Source organism: Streptomyces spinoverrucosus (genome assembly GCF_015712165.1).
Lineage (GTDB): Bacteria > Actinomycetota > Actinomycetes > Streptomycetales > Streptomycetaceae > Streptomyces > Streptomyces spinoverrucosus_A.
Map to the genome: position 1 here is coordinate 415,354 of NZ_JADPZX010000001.1, position 21,310 is coordinate 436,663.

The following is a 21,310-nucleotide window of genomic DNA, read 5'->3' on the forward strand; positions in this document are numbered from 1 at the left end:
CCTGATCCACGCGCGCGGGCCGGGTCCCGTCAGGTGCCCGGCTTGCGCCCGTACACGTAGACGTCGTCGCCGTTCTTCAGCAGCGACCAGTACTTCTTGGCGGCGGTCTTGGTCATGTTGACGCAGCCGCGCGAGCCGGGCGGGTTCCACATGCTGACGCCGGCCGAGTGGAAGGCCTGGCCGCCGTCGAAGAACTGGGCGTAGGGCATCGGCACGTCGTAGATGGTCGACACGTGGTCGATGTTGCGCCAGTAGATCTTCTTCAGGCCGGTGCGGGTCTCGTAGCCGTCGCGTCCGGTACGGACCGGGACGGGGCCGTAGACGAGCTTCTTGCCGTCCTGGATCCAGCTCAGCTGGAGCGTGAGGTTCACACAGGCGATACGGCCCTTGTTGACCGGGCACTTCCCGGCCTTGTTCGGGTTCTTCCCGACGGCCTTCTGCTTGTTCATGAGGTCCATCACGCCCCAGGTGACGGGACCCGCGTAGCCGATGTTCGGCTTGATGCCGTGCTTGGTCTGGAACGCCTGGATCGCCTTGCAGTCGGCGGCGGACTGCCTGCCGTCGACCGGGCGGCCCAGGAACTTCTCCACCTGCTTCTGGTACGGCCCGGTCGAGGTGGTGCAGCTCGCCGCCTGCGCCGGGCCGGCGCCCAGCGCGAGCGTGAGCGGCGCCACAAGCGCGGTGGTCCCCAGAACGACGGTCGCCCGTCTACGTGTCTCCCCCATGGGTGGCCTTGTCTCTCGCATGGAATGCGCGTCTGCCGCGCGGTCTCTGCCAGCTAGACCGGTATCGGGCGGAATCGGTTGTAGGGGCGGTCGAATCGCGACTAAACGGTGACATTCACTCCTCGTGGTCACCTGTAGCCGGTCGTGTCCGCCGGTTTGCCGGCGTCCTGGACCTCGACCAGATAGCGCCAGGCATCGGGGCGGCTGCCGTCGAGGTCGGTGAAGCCGTACTCCTGGGCGAGGCCACCGCTGGAGAGGGAGTGGCCGTTGAAGCGGGACACGTCGGGGTCGGCGGCGAGGGCCGTGACGGCACGGCCGACGTAGCGCGGGGTCTCCGAGATGGCGAAGTGCGGGGTCTGGTCGAGGGCGTCCCGCCAGTTGTCCTCGCGCACGCCATAGTGGTCCAGCATCATCTCCGAGCGCAGCCAGCCCGGTGTGAGGGCCACGGCGGTGGCTCCGTGCGGGCCAAGTTCGTGGCCCAGGGAGAAGGCCATGCGCAGGACGGCCGCCTTGGCGAGGTCGTAGAAGAAGTTCGCCCGGTAGTTGTCGCGGTTGTACTCGGCCGTGCCGTCCGTCATCTCCACCACCAGACCGCCGGGGCGGCGCAGCAGGAGGGGCAGGGCGTGGTGGCTGGTGATCGCGTGGGTCTCGATCGCGAGGCGGAGCAGCCTGAGGCCGTTGTCGAGGTTGTGCTCCCAGACGGCCGAGTCCCACTCGAAGAGCTTCTCGCCGCCCCAGATGTCGTTGACCAGGATGTCGAGGCGGCCCCGCTCGTCGGCGATGCGGTCGACGAGGGTGCGCACCTGCGCCGGGTCGAGGTGGTCGGTGGGTACGGCGATGCCGTGGCCGCCGGCCTCGGTGACCAGGTCGGCGGTGTCCTCGATGGTCTCGGGGCGGTCGTACTCGGAGCGGCGGGCGCGGGTGCTGCGGCCGGTGACGTAGACGGTGGCGCCGGCCGCGCCGAGTTCCACGGCGATTCCGCGGCCCGCTCCGCGTGTCGCTCCGGCGACCAGCGCGACCTTGCCCTGCAGCGGCTGTGACATGTCCGACCTCCCGTGTGGCTGTTCCGGGAACGAGCCTCCCGCGAAAGCCGGACATCTTCTGTCACCTTTCCTGGCCGGTCACTCCGCTCTCCCGGCGGGTCACCCCGTTGGGCGCAGCTTCGCCGCCAGCTCTTCCTCGTCCGGCAGGAACCAGATGTGACCGCCCTGGTTGGTCTCGCGCAGGAAGTCGCGCAGGGCGGTGCTCTGCGACACGTGCCCCGAGACGTCCCCGATGATCGCGAGGCGCAGCCGGTAGTTCACGAACTTCTGCATCACCGCCCCCGCCACTCCCGAGCGCAGCCGGAAGAACTCGTCCGCGACCCGCTCGACGGGCACGGCGACCACGGTGGCCTCCTGCCCGAAGGCGTCACCGATCAGATCGAGCGCCGCCTGTTCTCCGTCCAGCGGCGGACCGTCGGGGGCGCACTGCAGCACGCGTACGTCGTGCAGGGTGACGAGCGAGTTCGAGGTCATGGCCGGTGATCGTACTGGCGTTCCCGCCGGGTTTCGCCCGGTTTTCAGTGCGCCCCGGTTTACAGTGCGCCGGTCTTCAGTGCCCCCGCGCGATCCACTCCTGAAGGTGCGGGGCCTCGGCCCCGATGGTCGTCGAGTCGCCATGGCCGGTGAGGACCTTGGTCTCCGGCGGGAGGGTGAGGAGCCGGTCGCGGATCGAGTCGATGATCGTCGGGAAGTGGGAGTACGAGCGGCCGGTCGCGCCGGGGCCGCCCTGGAAGAGGGTGTCGCCGGTGAAGACCACGCCGAGGCCCCGGTCGTACAGGCAGACCGCGCCGGGAGCGTGGCCCGGCGTGTGCAGGACCCGCAGGTCGGCACCCGCCTCCTCGATGACCTGGCCGTCGAGCAGCCCGGCGTCCGGGTCGCGGTCGGGGTGGGTCTGCTTCCACAGCGCCAGGTCGTCGTGGTGCAGCCAGATCAGCGCTCCGGTGCGCTCGGCGAGCGCGGGCGCGGCGTTGATGTGGTCGTTGTGGGCGTGTGTGCACACGATGGCTTTGAGACGGCGGTCGCCGACCGCCGCCACGATCGCGTCGACGTCGTGGGCGGCGTCGATGACGACGACCTCGTGGTCGTCGCCGACGAGCCACACGTTGTTCTCGACGTCCCAGGTGCCGCCGTCGAGCGTGAACTGTCCGGCGGTGACGAGGCGTTCGATGCGGGCGGTCATCACAGCACCACCACCGAGCGCAGCACGTCACCGTGGTGCATCCGCTCGAAGGCCTTCTCCACCTCGTCGAGCTGGATCGTCTCGGTGACGAAGGCCTCCAGGTCCAGCCGGCCCTGGAGGTGCAGGTCGATCAGCATGGGGAAGTCGCGGGACGGCAGGCAGTCGCCGTACCAGGAGGACTTCAGCGCGCCGCCGCGTCCGAAGACGTCGAGGAGTGGCAGTTCGAGCTTCATCTCCGGGGTGGGTACGCCGACCAGCACGACCGTGCCGGCCAGGTCGCGGGCGTAGAAGGCCTGCTTGTACGTCTCCGGGCGGCCGACCGCCTCGATGACGACGTCGGCGCCGAACCCGCCGGTCAGTTCGCGGATCGCCTCGACCGGGTCGGCCTTGGTCGAGTTGACGGTGTGGGTGGCGCCCATGGTGCGGGCCGTCTCCAGTTTGCGGTCGTCGATGTCGACCGCGATGATCCGCGCGGCTCCGGCCAGGTGCGACCCGGCGATGGCCGCGTCGCCGACGCCGCCGCAGCCGATGACGGCGACGGTGTCGCCGCGGCCGACGTCGCCGGTGTTGATCGCGGCACCGAGCCCGGCCATCACACCGCAGCCCAGCAGTCCGGCGACCGCCGGGGAGACGGCCGGGTCGACCTTGGTGCACTGACCGGCCGCGACCAGCGTCTTCTCGGCGAACGCGCCGATGCCGAGTGCCGGGGAGAGTCCCTGGCCGGTGGCGGCGAGGGTCATCTTCTGCTCGGCGTTGTGGGTGTCGAAGCAGTACCAGGGCCGGCCGCGCAGACAGGCCCGGCAATGGCCGCACACCGCACGCCAGTTGAGGATCACGAAGTCGCCGGGCGCCACGTCCGTGACACCGTCGCCGACCGTCTCGACGATCCCGGCGGCCTCGTGGCCGAGCAGGAAGGGGAACTCGTCGGTGATGCCGCCCTGCTTGTAGTGCAGGTCGGTGTGGCAGACCCCGCAGGCCTGCACCCGCACCACGGCCTCCCCCGGTCCCGGGTCCGGCACGACGATCGTCTCGACCCGCACCGGCTCGTCCTTCCCCGGTGCGATCACGCCGCGTACTTCCTGCGCCATGGTGCTGGCCCCTTCCGTCTCCGGGCGTCCGTCCCGCTCCCGACCCTACGTGTGACTGATCGGTAAGGGGACGGTTCGCGGGGCCGGACGAGGTGGGGGCGGTCACTTCCGGCCTTCGTCGACGCCGTCGACGTGCCGGGGCTGGGCAACCGCGGCCGAGCCCCACGTCCACAACGACTACGCCTCCGGCGCCCCGGAACTGGACGGGTCACCGGCGCCCGCTACCCGGTGCCGGCGGGGGGCGCGCGTGGCGTACGAGCGGACAGCCGTCGAGGACGGCGACCGCACCCCGATCGATCTGCCGGCCGCGCTGGAGTACATACCGCCGCACTACGCCCACATGGGTCCCGCCACTGCCGACGGCCCGCGCCGGTGGACCTCGCGCCGCCGCGCCGGGCCGACGCCGGGGAGATCGCCGCCCGGCCGGCCGCCGGGGAGTGGGTGGTGGACCTGCGCGGCCGGGTCGCGTTCGCCGAGGGGCATGTGGCCGGGGCGCTCGACTTCGAGGCAGACGGCCGGCTCGCCACCTGTCCGGCCTGGCTGTTGCCGTGGGGCAAGCCGGTCACGCTGCTCGCGGAGTCCGCCGAGCACCTGCCCGGCGCCCGGCGCGAACTCGTCCGGGTCGGTATCGACCACCCCGCCGCGGCCGCGACCGGCTCCCCCGCCGACCGGGTGCCCTCGACGCCCCCCTCGCGGCGCTCAGGGCGCGGTAGCGGCCGACGGCGAGACCCGGAGGTCGACTGTCAGTGCTCCCCCGTAGTCTCTGAGCATCCCGCCGGACTCGTGAAGGAGCAGCGTGAGCATCGCACAGACGGAGACCGCCCCGCCGCCCCCGTGGCGCATGCTCCTGGGCTATGTACGACCCCACCGGTGGGCCCTGGTCGTGGGCGCGGTGCTCTCGCTGGTCACCGGGGCGACGGGACTGCTGCTGCCGCTGGTGGCGCGGCAGTTGATCGACGACCTCTCCCACGACCGGGCCATCACGGGCGCGTTGGTCGCCATGTCGGCCCTCGTCGTGGCCAACGCCGCGGTCGGCGCGCTGGGGGCGTACGTGCTGCGGCGCACCGCGGAGTCGGTGGTGCTCGGCGCGCGGCGCACCCTGTCGTCGTATCTGCTGCGCCTGCGCATATCCGCGGTTGACCGCAGCGAGCCCGGCGACCTGATGGCCCGGATCACCTCGGACACCACGCTGTTGCGCGAGGTCACCACCGACTCCCTCGTCGGCCTCGGTACTGGCGGGCTCACGCTGGTCGCGACCGTGGTGATGATGGGCCTGGTCGACCCGGTGCTGCTCGGCGTCACGCTCGCCGTGGTGCTCGGCGCGGGCACGGTCCTCGGCGTCATCGTGCCGCGCATCAACAAGGCCAGCCGGCGGGCGCAGGACGCGGTCGGTGTGATGGGCGCCTCGCTGGAGCGGGTGCTGGGCGCGCTGCGCACGGTGAAGGCGTCGGGCGCCGAGCACCGCGAGGAGCAGACGCTGCACACCGCGGCGGAGGAGTCGTGGCGGCAGAGCGTGCGCGCCGCCAAGTGGTCGGCGGCCGCGGGCAACACGGCCGGGCTGGCGATGCAGATCGCCTTCATCACGGTGCTCGCGGTCGGCGGCGCGCGGGTCGCGACCGGCGCCGTCGACGTCGGCACGCTGGTCGCCTTCCTGCTGTACGTCTTCTACCTCATGGCGCCGATCCAGCAGGTCGTCGGCGCCATCACCCAGTACCAGACGGGTGCCGCGGCCCTGGCCCGCATCCAGGAGGCGCTGCGGCTGCCCGCCGAACCCCCGGCGTCCGCCGCCCCGTTGCCGTCCACCGACGCGCGCCCGGCGGCGCTCGCCTTCGAGGACGTCCGCTTCCGCTACGCCGAGGACCTGCCGTACGTCCACCACGGCGTGAGCTTCGAGGTGCCGGCGCAGGGCATGACGGCGTTCGTCGGCCCGTCCGGCGCGGGCAAGACGACCGTCTTCTCACTGATCGAGCGGTTCTACGACCCCGAGTCGGGCGTGATCACGCTGGACGGGCGGGACCTCGCGGACTGGGAGCTGCCGCAGCTGCGCTCGGCGATCGGCTACGTCGAGCAGGACGCGCCGGTGCTGTCGGGTTCGCTGCGCGACAACCTGCTGCTGGGCAATCCTGAGGCGGACGACGACGCCCTCGCGCGGGTGCTGAAGACGACCCGGCTGGACGGACTGGTCGGGCGGCTGCCGAACGGGCTGGACACGCTCGTCGGGCATCGCGGCACAAAACTGTCGGGCGGCGAGCGTCAGCGGGTGGCGATAGCCCGCGCGCTGCTGCGCCGTCCGAGACTCCTGCTGCTGGACGAGGCCACCTCGCAGCTGGACGCCGTCAACGAGGCGGCGCTGCGCGACACCGTCGCCGATGTGGCCCGTACGACCACCGTGCTGGTCGTCGCGCACCGGCTGTCCACGGTGACCATGGCCGACCGGATCGTGGTGATGGACTCCGGCAAGGTACGTGCGGTGGGCACCCATCGCGAACTCGTGACCGCCGACCCGCTGTACGCGGAGCTGGCGGCCACGCAGTTCCTCGCCACGGCCGGCTGACGGGCCGCGGCGGGCGGGCTCAGCGGACGGCCGGGATCAGTCCGGTGACCGGCGCGGCATTGTCGGTGACCTGACGGAGCTGGTTGAGGTCGTTCAGCCGCTTCAGCTGGGTCAGCTGCGCGGACGGCCGCGGGATGTCCTCCTTGTACTCGGCGGGATGTCGCTGACGGTCACGGAGTCGAGCAGGGCGACCGGGCTGAGTCGGTCGGCGCCCGGGGCGTCGGCCTCGGCCGCGTGCACGGCCGGGGCGGCGAGAGCGGTGACACTGGCTGCGAGACCAACGGCGGCGACGAAACGACGTGTTGAGATCATGCTTTCAGCAACGCCGACCGCCTGCCGGCGGACACGGTCGGCCCAGCGCCCTCACCCGACAGGCGCAGCCGCCCGCCCGCTTGCCGAGGCCCACCCGGCGGAGGAATCTCGTAGGAGAGGCCCCTCCGCGGCCTGGGTCCCCCGCAGGCCGCGGCCCTCGAAGGAGGTCACGATGGGAACTGCGGCCAGTCCCGCCTTCGACGCCGAGACGTTGCGTCGGGGCATAGAAGGCAATCCGAACACCCTCCTGTCGCTGTACGCCGACGACGCCGAACTGCGTGTCGTGGACCACAGCACGCAGCCCAGCCACCCACGGGTGCTGCACGGCCGCGACGAGATCAGCGCCATGCTCGACGACGTCTACAGCCGCGACATGACGCACAAGCTGGAGGACTGCGTCGTCCAGGGCGACCGCGCGGCCTTCAGTGAGTCCTGCGAGTACTCGGACGGGGTCCGGGTCTTCGCCGAGTCGATGATCCGGTTGCGCGACGGAAAGATCACCGAGCAGACCCTGATCCAGGCGTGGGACGAGCAGTAGCGCGGGAGCAGCGGAGAAAGGTGCGGCACGGCCTCGGTCACGCCGGTCCGGGGCCGTGACTGGCGCTGAGAACGGAGTACCACCGGGTAGCGGTCCACGCGCCCACGCCTCATCCGAGGCCAGGACATCGAGCCCGGCGCCGTCGTGATCGACGCCGCGTACAACGGGGGGACAGCGGCATCTGGGCGTGTCCTGAACTCGGCCCTGCCTCACGGGCGTTCGCCGGGGTTGACGCCATACTGACCTCGTGCGAGTGGCGATCATGACGGCGGGTTCCCGGGGTGATGTGGCCCCCTACACCGGGCTGGGGCTCGGCCTGCTGCGGGCGGGGCACGAGGTCACACTGGTCACGCACGGCTGCTTCGAGCCGCTGGTGGCGGGCTCGGGGATGGGCTTCCACGCGCTGCCGGTGGATCCGCGCGCCGAGCTGGAGTCCGGGCGGGGGCGGGGCCTGCACCGCAGTGCGACGGGCGTCGGGAAGTTGCTGCGGGTGGTGTCGTTGGCCCGGTCGGTGGCCGGGCGGATGACCGACGGTCTGGTCACGGCCGCGCGGGCGAGCGACGTACTGCTGCTGGCGGGCTCCGTCGTGCCGCTGGGCCACACGATCGCAGAGGGGCTGTCGCTGCCCAGTATGGGTGTCTATCTCCAACCCCTGACCACGACACGCGAGTTCGCGCCGCCGATGCTCGCCACCGGCTCCTGGGGGCCGGTGGGCAACCAGGTCGCCGGGCACGGGGTGGCGCTGGCCGTGGAGCGGGTCTTCGCCGCGGCCGTCCCGACGGTGCGGGCCCGGCTGGGGCTGCCGCCCGCCCGGCCCGGCGCCGGGCACCGGCAGCGCGAACGCCGGCTGTGGCCGGTGCAGCACGGCTTCAGCCCGCTGGTGGTGCCCCGGCCGCGCGACTGGCGTCCGGGACTGGACATCGCCGGTTACTGGTGGCCGTACGACCGTGAGACCGAACTGCCCGACGAGCTGCGGGAGTTCCTGGAGGCGGGGCCGCCTCCGGTGTTCGTGGGCCTGGGCAGCGCGACCGTGCCCGATGCCGAGGGGCTCAGCGCATCGATCGTCGCCGCGCTGCGCCGGGCCGGGCTGCGCGGCGTGATCCAGCGCGGCTGGGGCGAACTCCGCGGCGCCGGGGACGACATGATCACCATCGGCGACGTCGCTCACTCGGCGCTCTTCCCGCACATGGCGGCCGTTGTCCATCACGCCGGCGCGGGCACGACAGCCGCGGGACTGCGTGCCGGGGTGCCGGCCGTGCCGGTGCCGATCCAGTTCGACGCGGGCTTCTGGGCGAGGCGGCTGGTGCGGCTGGGGGTGGCGCCGTGCGCCGTGCCGCTGCGCCACCTGACCGCCGACACGCTGACGGCGGCGCTCGTGCGGGCCACGCGGGAGGCGGGTTTCCGGCGGCGCGCGGCGGCGCTTGGCACCCGGATCCGTGCGGAGGACGGGGTGGGGCCGGTGCTGCAGGCGGTGCATCGGCTGACACGCTGAGGCACGGGCGGCTCGGGACGGGGATCAGGTGTGAACGGCGAGGGTGGACCGCCGTTCACAGCCGACCCGCCCCGCATCACCCCACCTCCGGCCGCCACCCCGCCGGCCGGAGGATGCCCAACAGCTGTCTCACCAGCTCGTCCACCACCTCGTCCAGCGTCGCCGGTACCCACCCCGCACTCCAGTCGTGGATCAGGCCGTTGACGCTGCCGATGAAGGCCGTCGCGGCGAGGCGGTAATCACGGCGGGCCGCCTCTCCCCGCTCGGCGGCCGCCTGTGCCTCGGCGCAGATCAGGTCGACCCAGCGGGCGCGGCGCGTGAGCCGTTGCTCCTCCATGCGGGGGCTGACGCCGACGATCTCGACGAAGGTGATGCGGATGCGGCGGGGATCGGCGGTGATGTTGCCGGCGTACGCGCGGAAGATCGCGGTGGCCCGCTCGGCGATCGGTAAGCCCTGTGTGGCGGCCGCCGCCGTGAGCACCGCTTCCTCGGCCCAGGCGTTGACCTGGAGATGGAGGGCGGCCAGCACGTCCTCCAGGCTGCGGAACTCCTCGTAGAACTGCCGGGTGGACAGTCCCGCCGCCTCGCTGAGCGCGGCGACGGTCGTGGACCGGTAGCCGGGGCTGTCGCCGATGAGCTGGAGCGCGGCGTCCAGGAAGCGCCGGTGCCGCTCGGCCTGCCGTTGCTGCGCCGACTTGCCGCCGTAACGGCCCGTCGGCGCCCTGAGCCTGCCCACCAACGTCCCTCCCGTTCCGAACCGTTGGCCAATTTTGTCGTGCACGAAGCCTTGGGGAGAAGGGCACCCCCTAGTTGACGGCCTGCGCGGCCCACGCCGTCAGCTCGGCGCGGGCCGCGTTCAGTAGTTGGGCGGAGGGAGCCGTCGTCCCGTTGGTCACCAGCGCGTAGTGCGGCACGCCCGAGTCCGGCGCGGTGAGCAGCAGGCGGCGGCTGCCCGCGCCGCCCGGTTCGGCGGCCACCCCGATCGGGGTCGTGCCGGTGTACGCCGGTGGCGCGTACGCCGTGCCGAGGTCCGACACCACCGTGGTCGCCGAGGTCGGGAAGGACGCCGGGAGATGCAGCTCGGTCGGCGCCGGGCCGCCGTTCGACCGCCACAGCAGCAGCGCGTACTGCCCGGACCCCACCAGTCGTGCCACGTTCGGCAGCGAGCTCGGCACCGGGTTCCAGGTCAGCGTGGTGGAGCCGTCCCGGGAGCGGTCCTCGTAGGTGAAGGCGACCGTCGTACCGGACGTGGCGCTCGGGTAGACGCGGTCCAGCAGCCGGGCGTCCTGGCGCAGGGTGACCGCGCCGGAGTCGTCGAGGTGGACGGCGGACAGGTCCTCGTCGTTCCAGGCGTCGCCCTCGGTGAGCACCTTCTCGGGGTTGCCGTTCATCAGCTCGTGGTGGCGGCCGTGGTAGATGTCCCACTGCCACTGCGTGCCGGACAGCACCGGTCCGGACGCCTTCGGGTTCGACCACCAACTCACCCCGGGCAGCCGGGAGTCGAGGGCCTGGTACATCGCCTTGAGAACGGTGGGCGCCTTGTCGGAGACGGTGCCGGCCAGCGGATGGCCGAACTCGCTGACGATCGCGGGCGTGCCGGTCGCCGCCGCCCGGTCCCGGACGGTTCCGAAGTCGCCGGCGTACTGGCCGTCCTGCGCCTTGCCCCACATGAAGACGCCGGAGATGGCCTTCTGGTCGTAGAAGTGGGTGTTGAAGACATAGCGCGGGCCGAGCGTGCCCGCGTCGAGCAGGCCGCCCTCTTCCTTCTGGAAGTCCAGGTTGGCGTTCCAGAAGAGGTTGGGCTCGACGAAGGCGGGCTTGGACTGCCAGCCCGCCGCGTCCATCCGGGCCCGGAACCTCTCGTAGAACGGCCACAGCACGTCCCGCTCCCAGGTGCGGCTGGTCTGGCCGGAGTCGTAGACGCCGGCGTGCGGCTCGTTGTAGGGGTCGAAGCCGACGACTTGGGCGAAGTCCTCGGCGGACAGGTGCTGCCTTACGTACGCCATGGTCTTCTGGGCGGTGGCGAGGAAGGCGTCCTGGAGGCCGTACGCGTTGTGCCAGAAGTCGTACGTCGCGCGCTTGACGGCCTCGTTCTGGGTGATGTTCTGGCCCCAGAAGAGGCAGATCCCGCAGAACTCGTCGGGGTAGTCGCCGAGGTCGACGGCCCACTTGGGGGCGCCGTCGCCGGTGTACCAGCTGTCGGGGTCGAAGAGGTACCGGGAGTAGAGGTCCTGGTGGAAGTCGGGGTAGACGCGGATGCCGGCGTCGAGGAACGCGCGCATCTGGTCGGTGGCGGCGGCCAGGTACGCGGTGTCGACCTGGCCGCGCACCGGCTCGGCGTAGGCCCAGGAGAGCAGGAAGCGGACGGTGTTGCCGCCGCCGAGGGCGCGCAGCGCGGCCGCCGACTTGCGGGCGTCGGCGACCGAGGCGAAGGGCAGGCCGTGGTTCTCGGCGAGCTTGGTCTCGCCGGAGACGTTGTAGCCACGCAGGACCACCTCGCGGCCCGAGGCGTCGGTGAAGCGGCCGTTCTGCACGGTAAGCGGGGAGCCGTCGAACCAGAGCGAGTCGGGGAGGGTGTCGGCGGTGGCGGGGCGGGTGCCCGCAACCGACAGGAATCCACAGAGGACAACCAGAACAACGAGCAAACGCGCACGTTTATTCGGCATGTCCACCACAGTCCGACCAAGTCCGGACACCGTCAACACTTCTAACTCGAGAGTAAGTTCGTTCTCGGCCACCCCGCCACCACCTCATGCGCCGACGCGGCGCGTCACGTTCAGCAGATACTCCTTCCGGTTCAGCGGATTGTGGTCGGTGCGCGGCCGCTCGGGCACCGCGACACCGGACACGACGGGCGCGTAGTGGTCGAAGGCGCTGTCCAACTCGCCCTCGCCCCGAGTGAGGCCCGGCAACTGCTGCTCCAGGGCGTGCACCCGGTCCGCGGGCACCGAGCCCTCCAGGACGCAGGCCGCGCCGCGAGTGCCGGTCGCCCGCGGTACGGCCCGCAGCGCGGCCAGCATCGGCAACAGGGCGCCGAGGGTGTCGGCCGGGGCCTCGACGCGGAAGCGGTGCATCGGCTCGTGCACCCGGGTGCCCGCGCGCCGCAGGGCCTCGATCAGTACGAGCGGGGTCAGGCCACGGAAGTCGTAGCCGGTGCTGGACATGCTCTTGTCGAAGCCCTGGTGGGCGTGGCTCTGGCGGGGCGAATAGCCGGAGTGGGTCATGGTGACCGTGCAGTCGGGGATCCGCCAGCCGTGCAGGCCCTGCCCGAGGGTCTCCCGGACGGTGTCCTCGACGGCCTTGAAGAAGGCGTACGGCATGGAGCCCAGCTCCACCTCCAGCCGGAAGTCGACGCCCGCCCCGGGCGGCGCGGGGTCGACGCGCAGCCCGACCGTGGCGAGGAAGGGGTTGGCGTCCTTCTTGTTGAACTCGACCGCCGACCCGCTCCCGACCAGCCGCTCGACGCACAGCGGTGTGGTCTCCCGGAAGGTGACGTCCAGTCCGTAGTCGTCGGCGAGCGTCGCCTGGACGACCTCCTTCTGCACCTCGCCGTACAGCGACACGGAGGTCTCCTGGCGCACCTCGTCGTGCCGCAGGGCGATCAACGGGTCCTGCTCGGCGAGCTGGGTGAGCGCGACGTGCAGGGCCCGCCGGTCCGTCCCCGGGCCCGGCACGACGACCGTCTCCAGGGTCGGCGGGGCGAAGAAGTGCCCGGCAGGCCCCCGCGGTACGCCGATGGAGTCGCCGATCCTGATGTCGGCGAGGCCCCACAGCCGGGCGATACGGCCGGCCGGCACGGCGTCCTGCCGGGCGTCGGTGCCGTGGTCGAAGACGCTGATCGCGGTGATCCGGCCCTCGGTGCCCTCGTCACCGCACGGCACCCGGTCGCGGGTGCGCAGCGTGCCGGAGAAGACGCGCGCGTAGGCGATCTTCTCCCCCGCCGGACCCCGCTCGACCTTGAAGACGCTCCCCGAGAGCGGGCCCTCGGGGTCGCCGTCGGCCGTGGGCAGCAGGTCCCTGATGCCGCCGATCAGGGCGTCCACGCCGGCGCCCGTGATGGCCGAGCCGCAGTACGCGGGGTGGACCAGGGCCTGCCGTGTCCGTTCCGCGAGGGACGTGTGCAGCAGGTCGTCCGAGACGGTGCCCCGGACGTAGGCGGCGAGCAGGTCGTCGTCGTGGTCGGCGAGGATGTCGAGCGCGGTCGGGCCGAGGCCGGGAGTGAAGCCGGCGACTCGGGTGCCGAGGCCGGTGGCCGTGCCCATGGGGACGGCGGGCGCGCCGAGCCGTTCGGACACCGAGCGCAGCACGTCCTCGTACCGGGCGCCACGGCGGTCGATCTTGTTGACGAACAGCAGGGTGGGGATGCGCAGCCGTCGCAGGGTCCGCATCAGGACGCGCGTCTGGGCCTGGACGCCCTCGACGGCCGAGACGACCAGGACGGCGCCGTCCAGGACGCCGAGCACCCGCTCCACCTCGGCGATGAAGTCCGGGTGACCGGGTGTGTCGATGAGGTTGACGGTCACGTCGTCGACGGGGAACGAGACGACGGCCGACTTGATGGTGATGCCGCGCTGCCGCTCCAGCGCGAGGGTGTCCGTCCGGGTGCTGCCGGCGTCGACGCTGCCGATGTCGTCGATCACCCCGGCGGTGTGCAGCAGCCGTTCGGTCAGGCTGGTCTTACCTGCGTCGATGTGCGCGAGAATCCCCAGGTTGAGCAAGTGCACGAAGCGTCATGTCCTTTGTGGAGTGGGTCATGGTGACGGCGGGGGACATGAACGCTGCTCGCATGGATCGCTCCTTGCTCTGTGACGACTGGTCGGGTGCAGTGCAGCAGAAGGACCGGCGGCGCGACAATGGATTAACGCTCAACCATGCGAGGGTCGAGGCATGCGTGAGATTCTTCCGGCGCTGCGCCGCTGGTACGCGGCCGCGGCCCCGTTCGGTTTGGCCACGGTGGTGGGGGTGAGCCGCAGCGCGCCGCGTGACCCGGGGGCGGCGATGGCGGTGGGGCCGGACGGCGAGGTGGTCGGCAGTGTGTCGGGGGGCTGCGTCGAGGGGGCGGTGTTCGAGCTGGCGCAGGAGGTCGTGGCGAGCGGCGAGGCACGGCTGGAGACGTTCGGCTACAGCGACGAGGACGCGTTCGCGGTGGGGCTGACCTGCGGCGGCGAGATCACCGTGCTGGTCCGGCCGGTCACGCCCGAGCGCGATCCCGCGTTCGGGGTGGTCGCCCAGTCGGTCCTGGAGGGCCGCCCGGTGACCGTGGCGACGGTCATCGACGGGCCGGCGCCGCGCGGGGCCACCCTCGCCGTCTGGCCCGATCGGGTGACCGGCACGCTGGGGGCGGGCGGCCTGGACGTGGCGGTCACCGCCGACGCGCGCGGCGAACTCGCCCTCGGCGCCACCGGCCTACGGCACTACGGGCCGCACGGGGAGCGGCGCCAGGACGTTGTCGCGGTGTTCCTGCACTCCTTCGCGCCGCCGCCGCGGATGCTGGTGTTCGGCGCGATCGACTACGCGGCGGCGGTGGCCCGCGTCGGCGACTTCCTCGGCTACCGGGTCACCGTCTGCGACGCCCGCCCGGTCTTCGCCACGCCGAAGCGTTTCCCGCCCGGCGTGGAGGTGGTCGTGGACTGGCCGCACCGCTATCTGCGCGGCACCGACACCGACGAGCGCACGGTGATCTGCGTGCTCACGCACGATCCGAAGTTCGACGTACCGCTGCTTCAGGAGGCGCTGCGCCGGCCCGCCGCCTACATCGGGGCGATGGGCAGCCGCCGTACTCACGACGAACGCGCGAGGCGCCTCACCGACGCCGGGCTCACCGCCCGTGAGCTGTCGCGGCTGCGCTCCCCGATCGGGCTCGACCTGGGCGCCCGCACGCCGGAGGAGGTGGCGGTGTCCGTCGCCGCGGAGATCGTCGCCCTGCGGTGGGGCGGCAGCGGGGAGCCGCTGACGGCGACGGCGGGGGCGATCCATCCGTCGCCGTGAGACACCTCAGGCGTTCTCGTGCCGGTGGTCGGCGATGAGTTGTTCCAGGTGGTCCAGTGCCGCCGCGGTCCGGTCCGGGTGGTCCCGGAAGTAGGGGTCGTCCGGCACCGGGAGCGACCCCGCCAGGGCCCAGCCGCGGCCGCGTGCCCAGGTCGCGTCGTCGGTGCCGACGGCCTCCCGGAACGCCTCGCGGGCGGACGCGGGCAGGAACAGCCAGGCGGGCAGCAGGTCGACCGCCGGGTCGGCCACGGCGAGGGTGCCGAAGTCGATGACCGCGCTCAGACGGCCGTCCCGGGCCAGCAAGTTGCCGGTCGCGAGGTCGCCGTGGATCCACACCGGCGGCTTGTGCCAGGCGGGCGCCGCGAGGGCCGCCTCCCACACCTCGGTCACCGCGTCGGCGTCGACGAGGCCGGCCGCCCGCAGCGCCTCGATCTTGGGCCGCACCCGGGCCTCGGCGGCGAGGGAGTCACGCTCGTCGCCGAGCGGCACGCCACGGAAGGCGTTGCTCTGCTGCGGGCCGGGCCCGCCCGTCGGGTCGATGTGCTGCAACGCGGTGATGAACCCGGCGAGCTCACGGGCCGTCCGCGCGGGGTCGGCCAGCGCCTGAGGGGACGCGGTCTCGCCGTCCAGCCAGCGGTACACGGACCACCGGTACGGATAGCCCTCGCCGGGCTCGCCCTGCGCGACGGGCTCCGAGACGGGCAGCGGGAGATGCGGGGCCAGGCGCGGCAGCCAGCGGTGCTCCCGCTCCACCTGGCCCTCCCAGTGCGCGTAGCGCGGCAGCCGGACGGACAGTTCGTCGCCGAGCCGGAAGGTGGCGTTGTCCAGGCCGGAGAGCGCAACCGGGGAGACCGGAAGGTCGGCCCACTGCGGGAACTGGTCGGTGAGCAGACGGCGTACGAGCGCGGCATCGATCAGCACCCCGACATGGGACCGCTTCGCACACCGGCGCGTCCACCGAATTAGCGGGGTGGCAGCCGGTGCAGGGTCACGTCCGTGAGCCGGCCGTCGGTGACGGTGGCGGTCATGTAGGTGCAGTGGGGCTCGCGGCGGCGGTCGGTCGGGGAACCGGGGTTGAGCAGGCGCAGGCCGGTGGGGGCCGTGGTGTCCCAGGGGATGTGGCTGTGGCCGAAGACCAGGACGTCCAGGTCGGGGAAGCGGGCGGCGCAGCGGGCCTCGCGGCCCTGGGCGGGGCCCGTTTCGTGGACGGCGCCGAAGCGCAGGCCGTCGAGTTCGGCGTACGCCACCTCGGGCAGCCGGGCGCGCAGGTCGGGTCCGTCGTTGTTGCCGTACACGCCGACCAGCCGGCGGCAGCGGCTTCGCAGCAGGTCCAGGGTGGCCGTGTCGACCCAGTCGCCGGCGTGGAACACGACGTCGGCGTGCGGGAGTTCGGCGAGCAGCGGGTCCGGCAGCGCCTTGGCGCGTTTCGGCAGGTGGGTGTCGGACATCAGGAGCAGACGCACGGCTTCAGCGTAGGACGGCCACCGCGCGCGGTGCACCGGTCAGCACGAGGCGGTGCCCCGCGTCTGTGTCAGTCCTCACCCCGCACGATGTTCCACTCCGAAGCCGTGTGCGGCGTCCGTGGTCCGTCCGGGCTCTCCACGGCCGGGAGCCAGGTGCGCAGTTCGCTCTTCGCGCGCAGCCGACGGGCTTTCGACCAGCCGGTCTCCAGACGGCGGACGACGGGTTTGTCACTGGTGGACGTGGTCACGACGCAAACCTCTTCCTTCTGCGTCCCTCGTACGGGTGTACGGAACTGGTGACCGGGTCCCCGCCTCCGCCGCAGGTAAACGCCCTGCCGGTCAGGCCGCGCCGGGTCCGCCGTTGCCGAACGAGCCGCTGGACCCACGGTTCCAGCGCGGCCTGCGCTGGTCGCCGCTGCGCATCCCGCCGGACGGCCTGAGGTCGTGCGGGGTGAGCCGTGCGTCGCCGCCCACCTCGTGGGGTTCGCGCTGCTCCCGCGACTCCCCGACCGCGCCGGAGGCCGGCAGCCTGGGCTGTTCGTCGGGCCGGGGCCGTCGGGGCTCGCGCCTGCGCACCTTGATGCCGAGCAGAACGGCCCAGATCAGCACCGCGGTGACGACGACGCCACCGACGAGGACGGCGACAAACCCGGCGACGGAACCAGCTGCGGCTACTTCGTGAGCGATGGGATTCATGCGCTCCGAGTACCCGGTCACGGGCAGTGAATGACTCCGGTCGGTCCCCTGACGGCTGACAACAGGGCGTGGCGCGGGCTGCACCCCACGTCACGGCGATAGCGTCGCGGCGGCCGGAGAGGAGGACGATGACGGAGCTGTCGCAGGACACCCCGCCCGCCCGGCGGCGTACGGGGCACGGACGTCCGCTGGGCGCGACGCTGTTGCGCTGGGCCACGACGACCGATCACAAGGTGATCGGACGGCTCTACATGGTCACCGCCTTCTGCTTCTTCCTCTTCGCCGGACTGCTCGCCCTCGCCATGCGCGCCGAACTCGCGGCGCCGGGGCTGCAGTTCTTCAGCGAGCTCGGCTACAACCAGCTCTTCACCATCCACGGCACCATCATGATGCTGCTGTTCGCGACGCCGATGTTCGCCGGGTTCGCCAACGCCGTGATGCCGTTGCAGATCGGCGCCCCGGACGTGGCCTTTCCGCGCCTGAACGCCCTGTCGTACTGGATGTACCTGTTCGGCGGGCTGATGGTCGTCGCCGGGTTCGTCGTCCCCGCCGGCGCGGCGGCCTTCGGCTGGTTCGCCTACGCCCCGCTGAACAGCGCCTACTTCTCGCCCGGCGCGGGCGGCGACCTGTGGGTGATGGGCCTGGTGGTGACGGGTGTGTCGACGACGCTCGGCGCGGTGAACTTCATCGCCACGATCGTGTGCCTGCGCGCACCCGGCATGACCATGTTCCGGATGCCGATGTTCACCTGGAACATCCTGTTCACGTCGATCCTCGTGCTGCCCGCGTTCCCGGTCCTGACGGCCGCGCTGCTCGCGCTGGAGTCGGACCGCAAGTTCGGCTCGCACATCTACGACTCGGCGAACGGCGGGGCGTTGCTGTGGCAGCACCTGTTCTGGTTCTTCGGGCATCCCGAGGTGTACATCGTCGCGCTGCCGTTCTTCGGGATCATCACGGAGATCATCCCGGTGTTCTCCCGCAAGCCGCTGTTCGGCTATCTGCCGATGATCGGCGCGACCATCGCCATCACCATGCTGTCCGCGGTCGTGTGGGCGCACCACATGTTCGCGACCGGGGCGGTGCTGCTGCCGTTCTTCTCGCTGATGTCGTTCCTGATCGCCGTGCCCACCGGAATCAAGTTCTTCGCGTGGATCGGCACCATGCACCGCGGCTCGCTGTCGTTCGAGACTCCGATGCTGTGGGCGATGGGGTTCCTGGTGTCGTTCCTGCTGGGCGGGTTGAGCGGGGTGCTGATCGCCTCTCCGCCGCTCGACTTCCACCTCACCGACTCGTACTTCATCGTGGCCCATCTGCACTATGTGCTGTTCGGCACCGTCGTGTTCGCGATGTTCGCCGGGTTCTACTTCTGGTGGCCCAAGTTCACCGGCAAGATGCTCGACGAGCGGCTCGGCAAGCTGCACTTCTGGCTGCTGTTCCCGGGCTTCCAGCTGACCTTCCTCGTCCAGCACTGGCTCGGCGAGGAGGGCATGCCCCGCCGCTACGCCGACTACCTGCCCGCCGACGGCTTCACCCTCCTCAACGCCCTGTCCTCCGCCGGGGCGTTCCTGCTCGGCATCTCCACCCTGCCGTTCCTCTACAACGTCTGGCGCACCGCCAGATACGGCAGGACGATGACCATGGACGACCCCTGGGGGTACGGGCGCGGCCTGGAATGGGCCACCGCCTGTCCGCCGCCCCGGCACAACTTCGTCGCGCTGCCCCGCGTACGGTCCGAGTCCCCGGCGTTCGACCTGCACCATCCGGCGATCGCCCGGCAGCGGCAGCTCCGGAGAGGGGAGCAGACCCGATGAAGACGGAGGCCGTGCTGTTCGGGGGCGTGGCGCTGTTCTTCGGGGGGATCGCCGCGCTGTACGGCGCGTGGTCCGAGGAGCCGGCCGGCACGGCGGTGCTGGTGATCGCGTTCCTGATGGCGGGCGTGGTGTCGTTCTTCAGCGCGGTGCAGTACCGGCGCAAGGGGCGCCGCCCGCAGGACCGGCTCGACGCCGAGGTCGCCGACGCGGCGGGGCCGGTGGAGTTCTTCCCCGACGAGAGCCCGTGGCCGATCGTCACGGCGGCGGGCTTCGCGGTGGCGGCGATCGGTGTGGTGTACGGGCTGTGGCTGTTCCTCATCGGTCTCGCGGTGCTGTCCCGGGGGGTTCTGGGCCTGGTTTTCCAGTACGCGCGTCGGGGTGCCGGTCGGCAGGAGTGAGCTCCGGGCGGGGCGCTCCGGGCCGGAACTCGCCGACCGGGCGGTGCTCGCTCTCGTAGGCCCCTTCGACGGTCTGCCGGACGTCGCCGGTCGACACGCCCTCCCGCAGCCGCTGTTCCTCCGCGCGCAGCAGGGCGTGGCACAGCCGTCGGGTGATCACGAACGCGAGGACCGGGCCCAGCACCAGGGCCACGCGCAGGATCCAGGTCAGGGCGTTCACCGAGATCCGGAAGGCGAACGCCACGACGTCGTTGCCGCCAGCCAGGAGCAGTACGCCGTAGAAGGTGACGCCGGCAACGCCGAGGGCGGTGCGGACGGGACGTTCCCGGGGCCGGTCGCACAGGTGCTGCTCCTGCTCCCACTCCCCCGTCAGCCGCTGTTCCACGAACGGGTACAGGTACAGGACCGTGAACAGCAGCCCGGGCAGCACGACCGCCGGGAGCAGCACGTTCCACATGAGGGTGTGCCCGAGGACGACCGTCTCCCAGGGCGGGACGAGGCGCAGCGCGCCCTCCAGGAAGCCGACGTACCAGTCGGGCTGGGCACCGGTCGACACCAGGTCGGCGCGGTAGGGGCCGTACGCCCAGATCGGGTTGATCTGGGCGACGCCGCCGATCACGGTGAGCAGGCCGAAGGTCATCAGGGACAGGCCGCCCGAGCCGGCGGTGAACTGGGGGAAGAACGGTCTGCCGACAGCGTTGCGGCGGGTGCGGCCCGGTTCGCGCCACTGGGTGTGCTTGAGGTGGAACACCAGGATGAGATGCAGGGTGACCAGGGCGATCAGGGCGCCGGGCAGCAGCAGGACGTGCATGACGTACAGCCGGGTGACGATGTCCTCGCCGGGGAACTCCGCGCCGAACGCGAACATGCTCAGGTACGTCCCGACGATCGGGATGGAGAGCATGATGCCCTGGGCGATGCGCAGGCCGGTGCCGGAGAGCAGGTCGTCGGGGAGCGAGTAGCCCGCGAAGCCCTCGGCGAGGGCGAGCACGAACAGGGTGACGCCGATGACCCAGTTGAGCTCGCGGGGGCGGCGGAAGGCGCCGGTGAAGAAGATCCGCAGCAGGTGCACGCCGATGGCGGAGAGGAAGACCAGGGCGGCCCAGTGATGGGTCTGGCGCAGCAGCAGTCCGCCGCGGACGTCGAAGCTGATCTGCAGGGTGGAGTCGAAGGCCGCCGACATCTGCACACCGCGCAACGGCCGGTACGAGCCGTCGTAGACGACCTCGGTCATCTCCGGTTTGAAGAACAGCGTCAGCCACACGCCCGTCAGCAGCAGGACGATCAGGCTGTAGAGGGCCAGCTCGCCGAGCAGGAACGACCAGTGGTCGGGGAACGCCTTGCGCAGCAGGCCGCCCCCCTCGTACGCGGGCAGGCGGGCGTCGGCCGCGTCGGCGAGCCGGGCTCCTCGGGCAGGGGGGCGTCGCCGGGCCGCCGCCTCGTCGCCTCCTGCCACCTCACGCCACCTCCGACCGCCGCCCGCACCGTCCCGTGCTGTCTATCCCGCACCGGGACGGCGCCGAGCGCCCGTGGGGCGTGAAACACCCCGTTCGGGGGTGTGCGAAAGGGCCTAAACGTTGGGCTTGGCCACGCTGATGTCGCCCAGTGCCGACCCCGAGTCGCGTTCCATCGCCAGGTCACCCAGGGAGACGATGCCCACCGGGTGGTCGTGGTCGACGACCGGGATGCGGCGTACGGCGTGTTCGCGCATGAGTTCCACCGCGTGGTCCAGTTCCTCGTCGGGCCGCACGGTCACCAGGTCGTCGCTGCACGCGGCGGCCACGGTGATCTCGTCGGGGTCGCCGCCGTCGGCGATCGACCTCACCACCAGGTCGCGGTCGGTGACCAGGCCGCGCAGGTGGTCGCCGTCCGTGACCAGGACGGCGCCGAGGTCCTGGTCGCGCATGATCCGGGCCACCGCCGCGACGGAGGTCTGCGGTTCGACGGTCACCGGGTCGCCGGTCATGATGTCGCGGACGTACTGGGCCATGACGTACCTCCTCGTCTGCTGTTCCTCGCCCT

21 protein-coding genes and 1 pseudogene are annotated in these 21,310 nt (G+C 71.7%); 7 read left to right on the plus strand and 15 right to left on the minus strand.

The features are described from left to right. Window positions 1-29: 29 nt before the first annotated feature. From I2W78_RS01955 to I2W78_RS01975, 5 genes are all read right to left on the minus strand, one after another. Window positions 30-725, minus strand: a complete 696-nt coding sequence (locus I2W78_RS01955; protein WP_196456350.1) for a L,D-transpeptidase family protein — start codon at window positions 723-725, stop codon at window positions 30-32. 128 nt (window positions 726-853) lie between these two features. Next, entirely contained in the window at window positions 854-1,768 is a 915-nt protein-coding gene (locus I2W78_RS01960; RefSeq protein ID WP_196456352.1) for an SDR family oxidoreductase, read from the minus strand. A 99-nt stretch (window positions 1,769-1,867) separates the two neighbouring features. Next, window positions 1,868-2,242 (minus strand): DUF4180 domain-containing protein, encoded by a 375-nt coding sequence (locus I2W78_RS01965; protein WP_196456354.1) that lies wholly within the window; start codon window positions 2,240-2,242, stop codon window positions 1,868-1,870. Between the two features lie 76 nt (window positions 2,243-2,318). Next, a complete protein-coding gene (locus I2W78_RS01970; protein ID WP_196456356.1) occupies window positions 2,319-2,948 on the minus strand; it encodes an MBL fold metallo-hydrolase in 630 nt (209 codons plus the stop codon). Continuing rightward, window positions 2,948-4,036, minus strand: coding sequence for an S-(hydroxymethyl)mycothiol dehydrogenase (locus I2W78_RS01975; RefSeq protein WP_196456358.1), 1,089 nt, complete (start codon window positions 4,034-4,036; stop codon window positions 2,948-2,950). Before I2W78_RS01975 ends, I2W78_RS01970 begins: the two co-directional genes overlap by 1 nt. 304 nt (window positions 4,037-4,340) lie before the next feature. Between I2W78_RS01975 and I2W78_RS40065 the strand changes: the two are divergent. After that, a pseudogene (locus I2W78_RS40065) lies at window positions 4,341-4,705 on the plus strand (MBL fold metallo-hydrolase); the annotation flags it as partial. Window positions 4,706-4,877: 172 nt separating this feature from the next. Further along, complete coding sequence (locus tag I2W78_RS01985) at window positions 4,878-6,590, plus strand: ABC transporter ATP-binding protein (RefSeq protein WP_230885764.1); 1,713 nt, start codon at window positions 4,878-4,880, stop codon at window positions 6,588-6,590. 111 nt (window positions 6,591-6,701) lie between these two features. On the opposite strand, the gene I2W78_RS01990 is transcribed toward I2W78_RS01985, so the two are convergent. Then, a complete protein-coding gene (locus I2W78_RS01990) occupies window positions 6,702-6,902 on the minus strand; it encodes a hypothetical protein (protein ID WP_307783579.1) in 201 nt (66 codons plus the stop codon). 172 nt (window positions 6,903-7,074) lie between these two features. On the opposite strand from I2W78_RS01990, the gene I2W78_RS01995 reads away from it, so the two are divergent. Both I2W78_RS01995 and I2W78_RS02000 read left to right on the plus strand, forming a co-directional pair. Next, on the plus strand, window positions 7,075-7,440 hold the full coding sequence (locus I2W78_RS01995) for a nuclear transport factor 2 family protein (protein WP_196456363.1): 366 nt from the start codon (window positions 7,075-7,077) through the stop codon (window positions 7,438-7,440). Window positions 7,441-7,702: 262 nt separating this feature from the next. After that, window positions 7,703-8,932, plus strand: coding sequence for a glycosyltransferase (locus tag I2W78_RS02000; protein ID WP_196464367.1), 1,230 nt, complete (start codon window positions 7,703-7,705; stop codon window positions 8,930-8,932). 76 nt (window positions 8,933-9,008) lie between these two features. Here the strand turns inward: I2W78_RS02000 and I2W78_RS02005 are convergent, their stop codons facing one another. From I2W78_RS02005 to I2W78_RS02015, 3 genes are all read right to left on the minus strand, one after another. Next, a complete protein-coding gene (locus tag I2W78_RS02005) occupies window positions 9,009-9,671 on the minus strand; it encodes a TetR/AcrR family transcriptional regulator (protein ID WP_196456365.1) in 663 nt (220 codons plus the stop codon). Window positions 9,672-9,738: 67 nt separating this feature from the next. Continuing rightward, window positions 9,739-11,598: a cellulase family glycosylhydrolase gene (locus I2W78_RS02010; protein WP_196456367.1), complete on the minus strand. Its 1,860-nt coding sequence runs from the start codon at window positions 11,596-11,598 to the stop codon at window positions 9,739-9,741. A gap of 84 nt (window positions 11,599-11,682) precedes the next feature. Next, the gene (locus tag I2W78_RS02015) at window positions 11,683-13,656 is read right to left on the minus strand and encodes an elongation factor G (RefSeq protein ID WP_196456369.1); all 1,974 of its coding nucleotides are present in this window, start codon (window positions 13,654-13,656) and stop codon (window positions 11,683-11,685) included. A gap of 163 nt (window positions 13,657-13,819) precedes the next feature. Here I2W78_RS02015 and I2W78_RS02020 point away from each other — a divergent pair, with 163 nt between their 5' ends. Further along, the gene (locus I2W78_RS02020) at window positions 13,820-14,920 is read left to right on the plus strand and encodes an XdhC family protein (RefSeq protein WP_196456371.1); all 1,101 of its coding nucleotides are present in this window, start codon (window positions 13,820-13,822) and stop codon (window positions 14,918-14,920) included. A 6-nt stretch (window positions 14,921-14,926) separates the two neighbouring features. Here the strand turns inward: I2W78_RS02020 and I2W78_RS02025 are convergent, their stop codons facing one another. The 4 genes from I2W78_RS02025 to I2W78_RS02040 form a co-directional block, all read right to left on the minus strand. Continuing rightward, a complete protein-coding gene (locus tag I2W78_RS02025; RefSeq protein WP_196456372.1) occupies window positions 14,927-15,841 on the minus strand; it encodes an aminoglycoside phosphotransferase family protein in 915 nt (304 codons plus the stop codon). 41 nt (window positions 15,842-15,882) lie between these two features. Further along, window positions 15,883-16,383, minus strand: coding sequence for a metallophosphoesterase family protein (locus I2W78_RS02030; protein WP_196456374.1), 501 nt, complete (start codon window positions 16,381-16,383; stop codon window positions 15,883-15,885). A 68-nt stretch (window positions 16,384-16,451) separates the two neighbouring features. After that, on the minus strand, window positions 16,452-16,631 hold the full coding sequence (locus I2W78_RS02035) for a hypothetical protein (protein ID WP_196456376.1): 180 nt from the start codon (window positions 16,629-16,631) through the stop codon (window positions 16,452-16,454). Between the two features lie 91 nt (window positions 16,632-16,722). Next, window positions 16,723-17,079: a DUF6479 family protein gene (locus I2W78_RS02040; protein ID WP_196456378.1), complete on the minus strand. Its 357-nt coding sequence runs from the start codon at window positions 17,077-17,079 to the stop codon at window positions 16,723-16,725. Window positions 17,080-17,207: 128 nt separating this feature from the next. On the opposite strand from I2W78_RS02040, the gene ctaD reads away from it, so the two are divergent. Further along, on the plus strand, window positions 17,208-18,890 hold the full coding sequence (ctaD, locus tag I2W78_RS02045; protein WP_196456380.1) for an aa3-type cytochrome oxidase subunit I: 1,683 nt from the start codon (window positions 17,208-17,210) through the stop codon (window positions 18,888-18,890). Beyond that, window positions 18,887-19,288, plus strand: coding sequence for an aa3-type cytochrome oxidase subunit IV (gene ctaF / locus I2W78_RS02050; protein WP_196456382.1), 402 nt, complete (start codon window positions 18,887-18,889; stop codon window positions 19,286-19,288). Before ctaD ends, ctaF begins: the two co-directional genes overlap by 4 nt. On the opposite strand, the gene qcrB is transcribed toward ctaF, so the two are convergent. Continuing rightward, window positions 19,206-20,744 carry a cytochrome bc1 complex cytochrome b subunit gene (gene qcrB, locus I2W78_RS02055; protein WP_196456384.1) on the minus strand — a complete coding sequence of 513 codons (1,539 nt, stop codon included), beginning with the start codon at window positions 20,742-20,744 and terminating at the stop codon, window positions 19,206-19,208. The genes ctaF and qcrB overlap by 83 nt on opposite strands. A 114-nt stretch (window positions 20,745-20,858) precedes the next feature. Then, window positions 20,859-21,278: a CBS domain-containing protein gene (locus I2W78_RS02060; RefSeq protein WP_196456386.1), complete on the minus strand. Its 420-nt coding sequence runs from the start codon at window positions 21,276-21,278 to the stop codon at window positions 20,859-20,861. Window positions 21,279-21,310 lie beyond the last annotated feature (32 nt).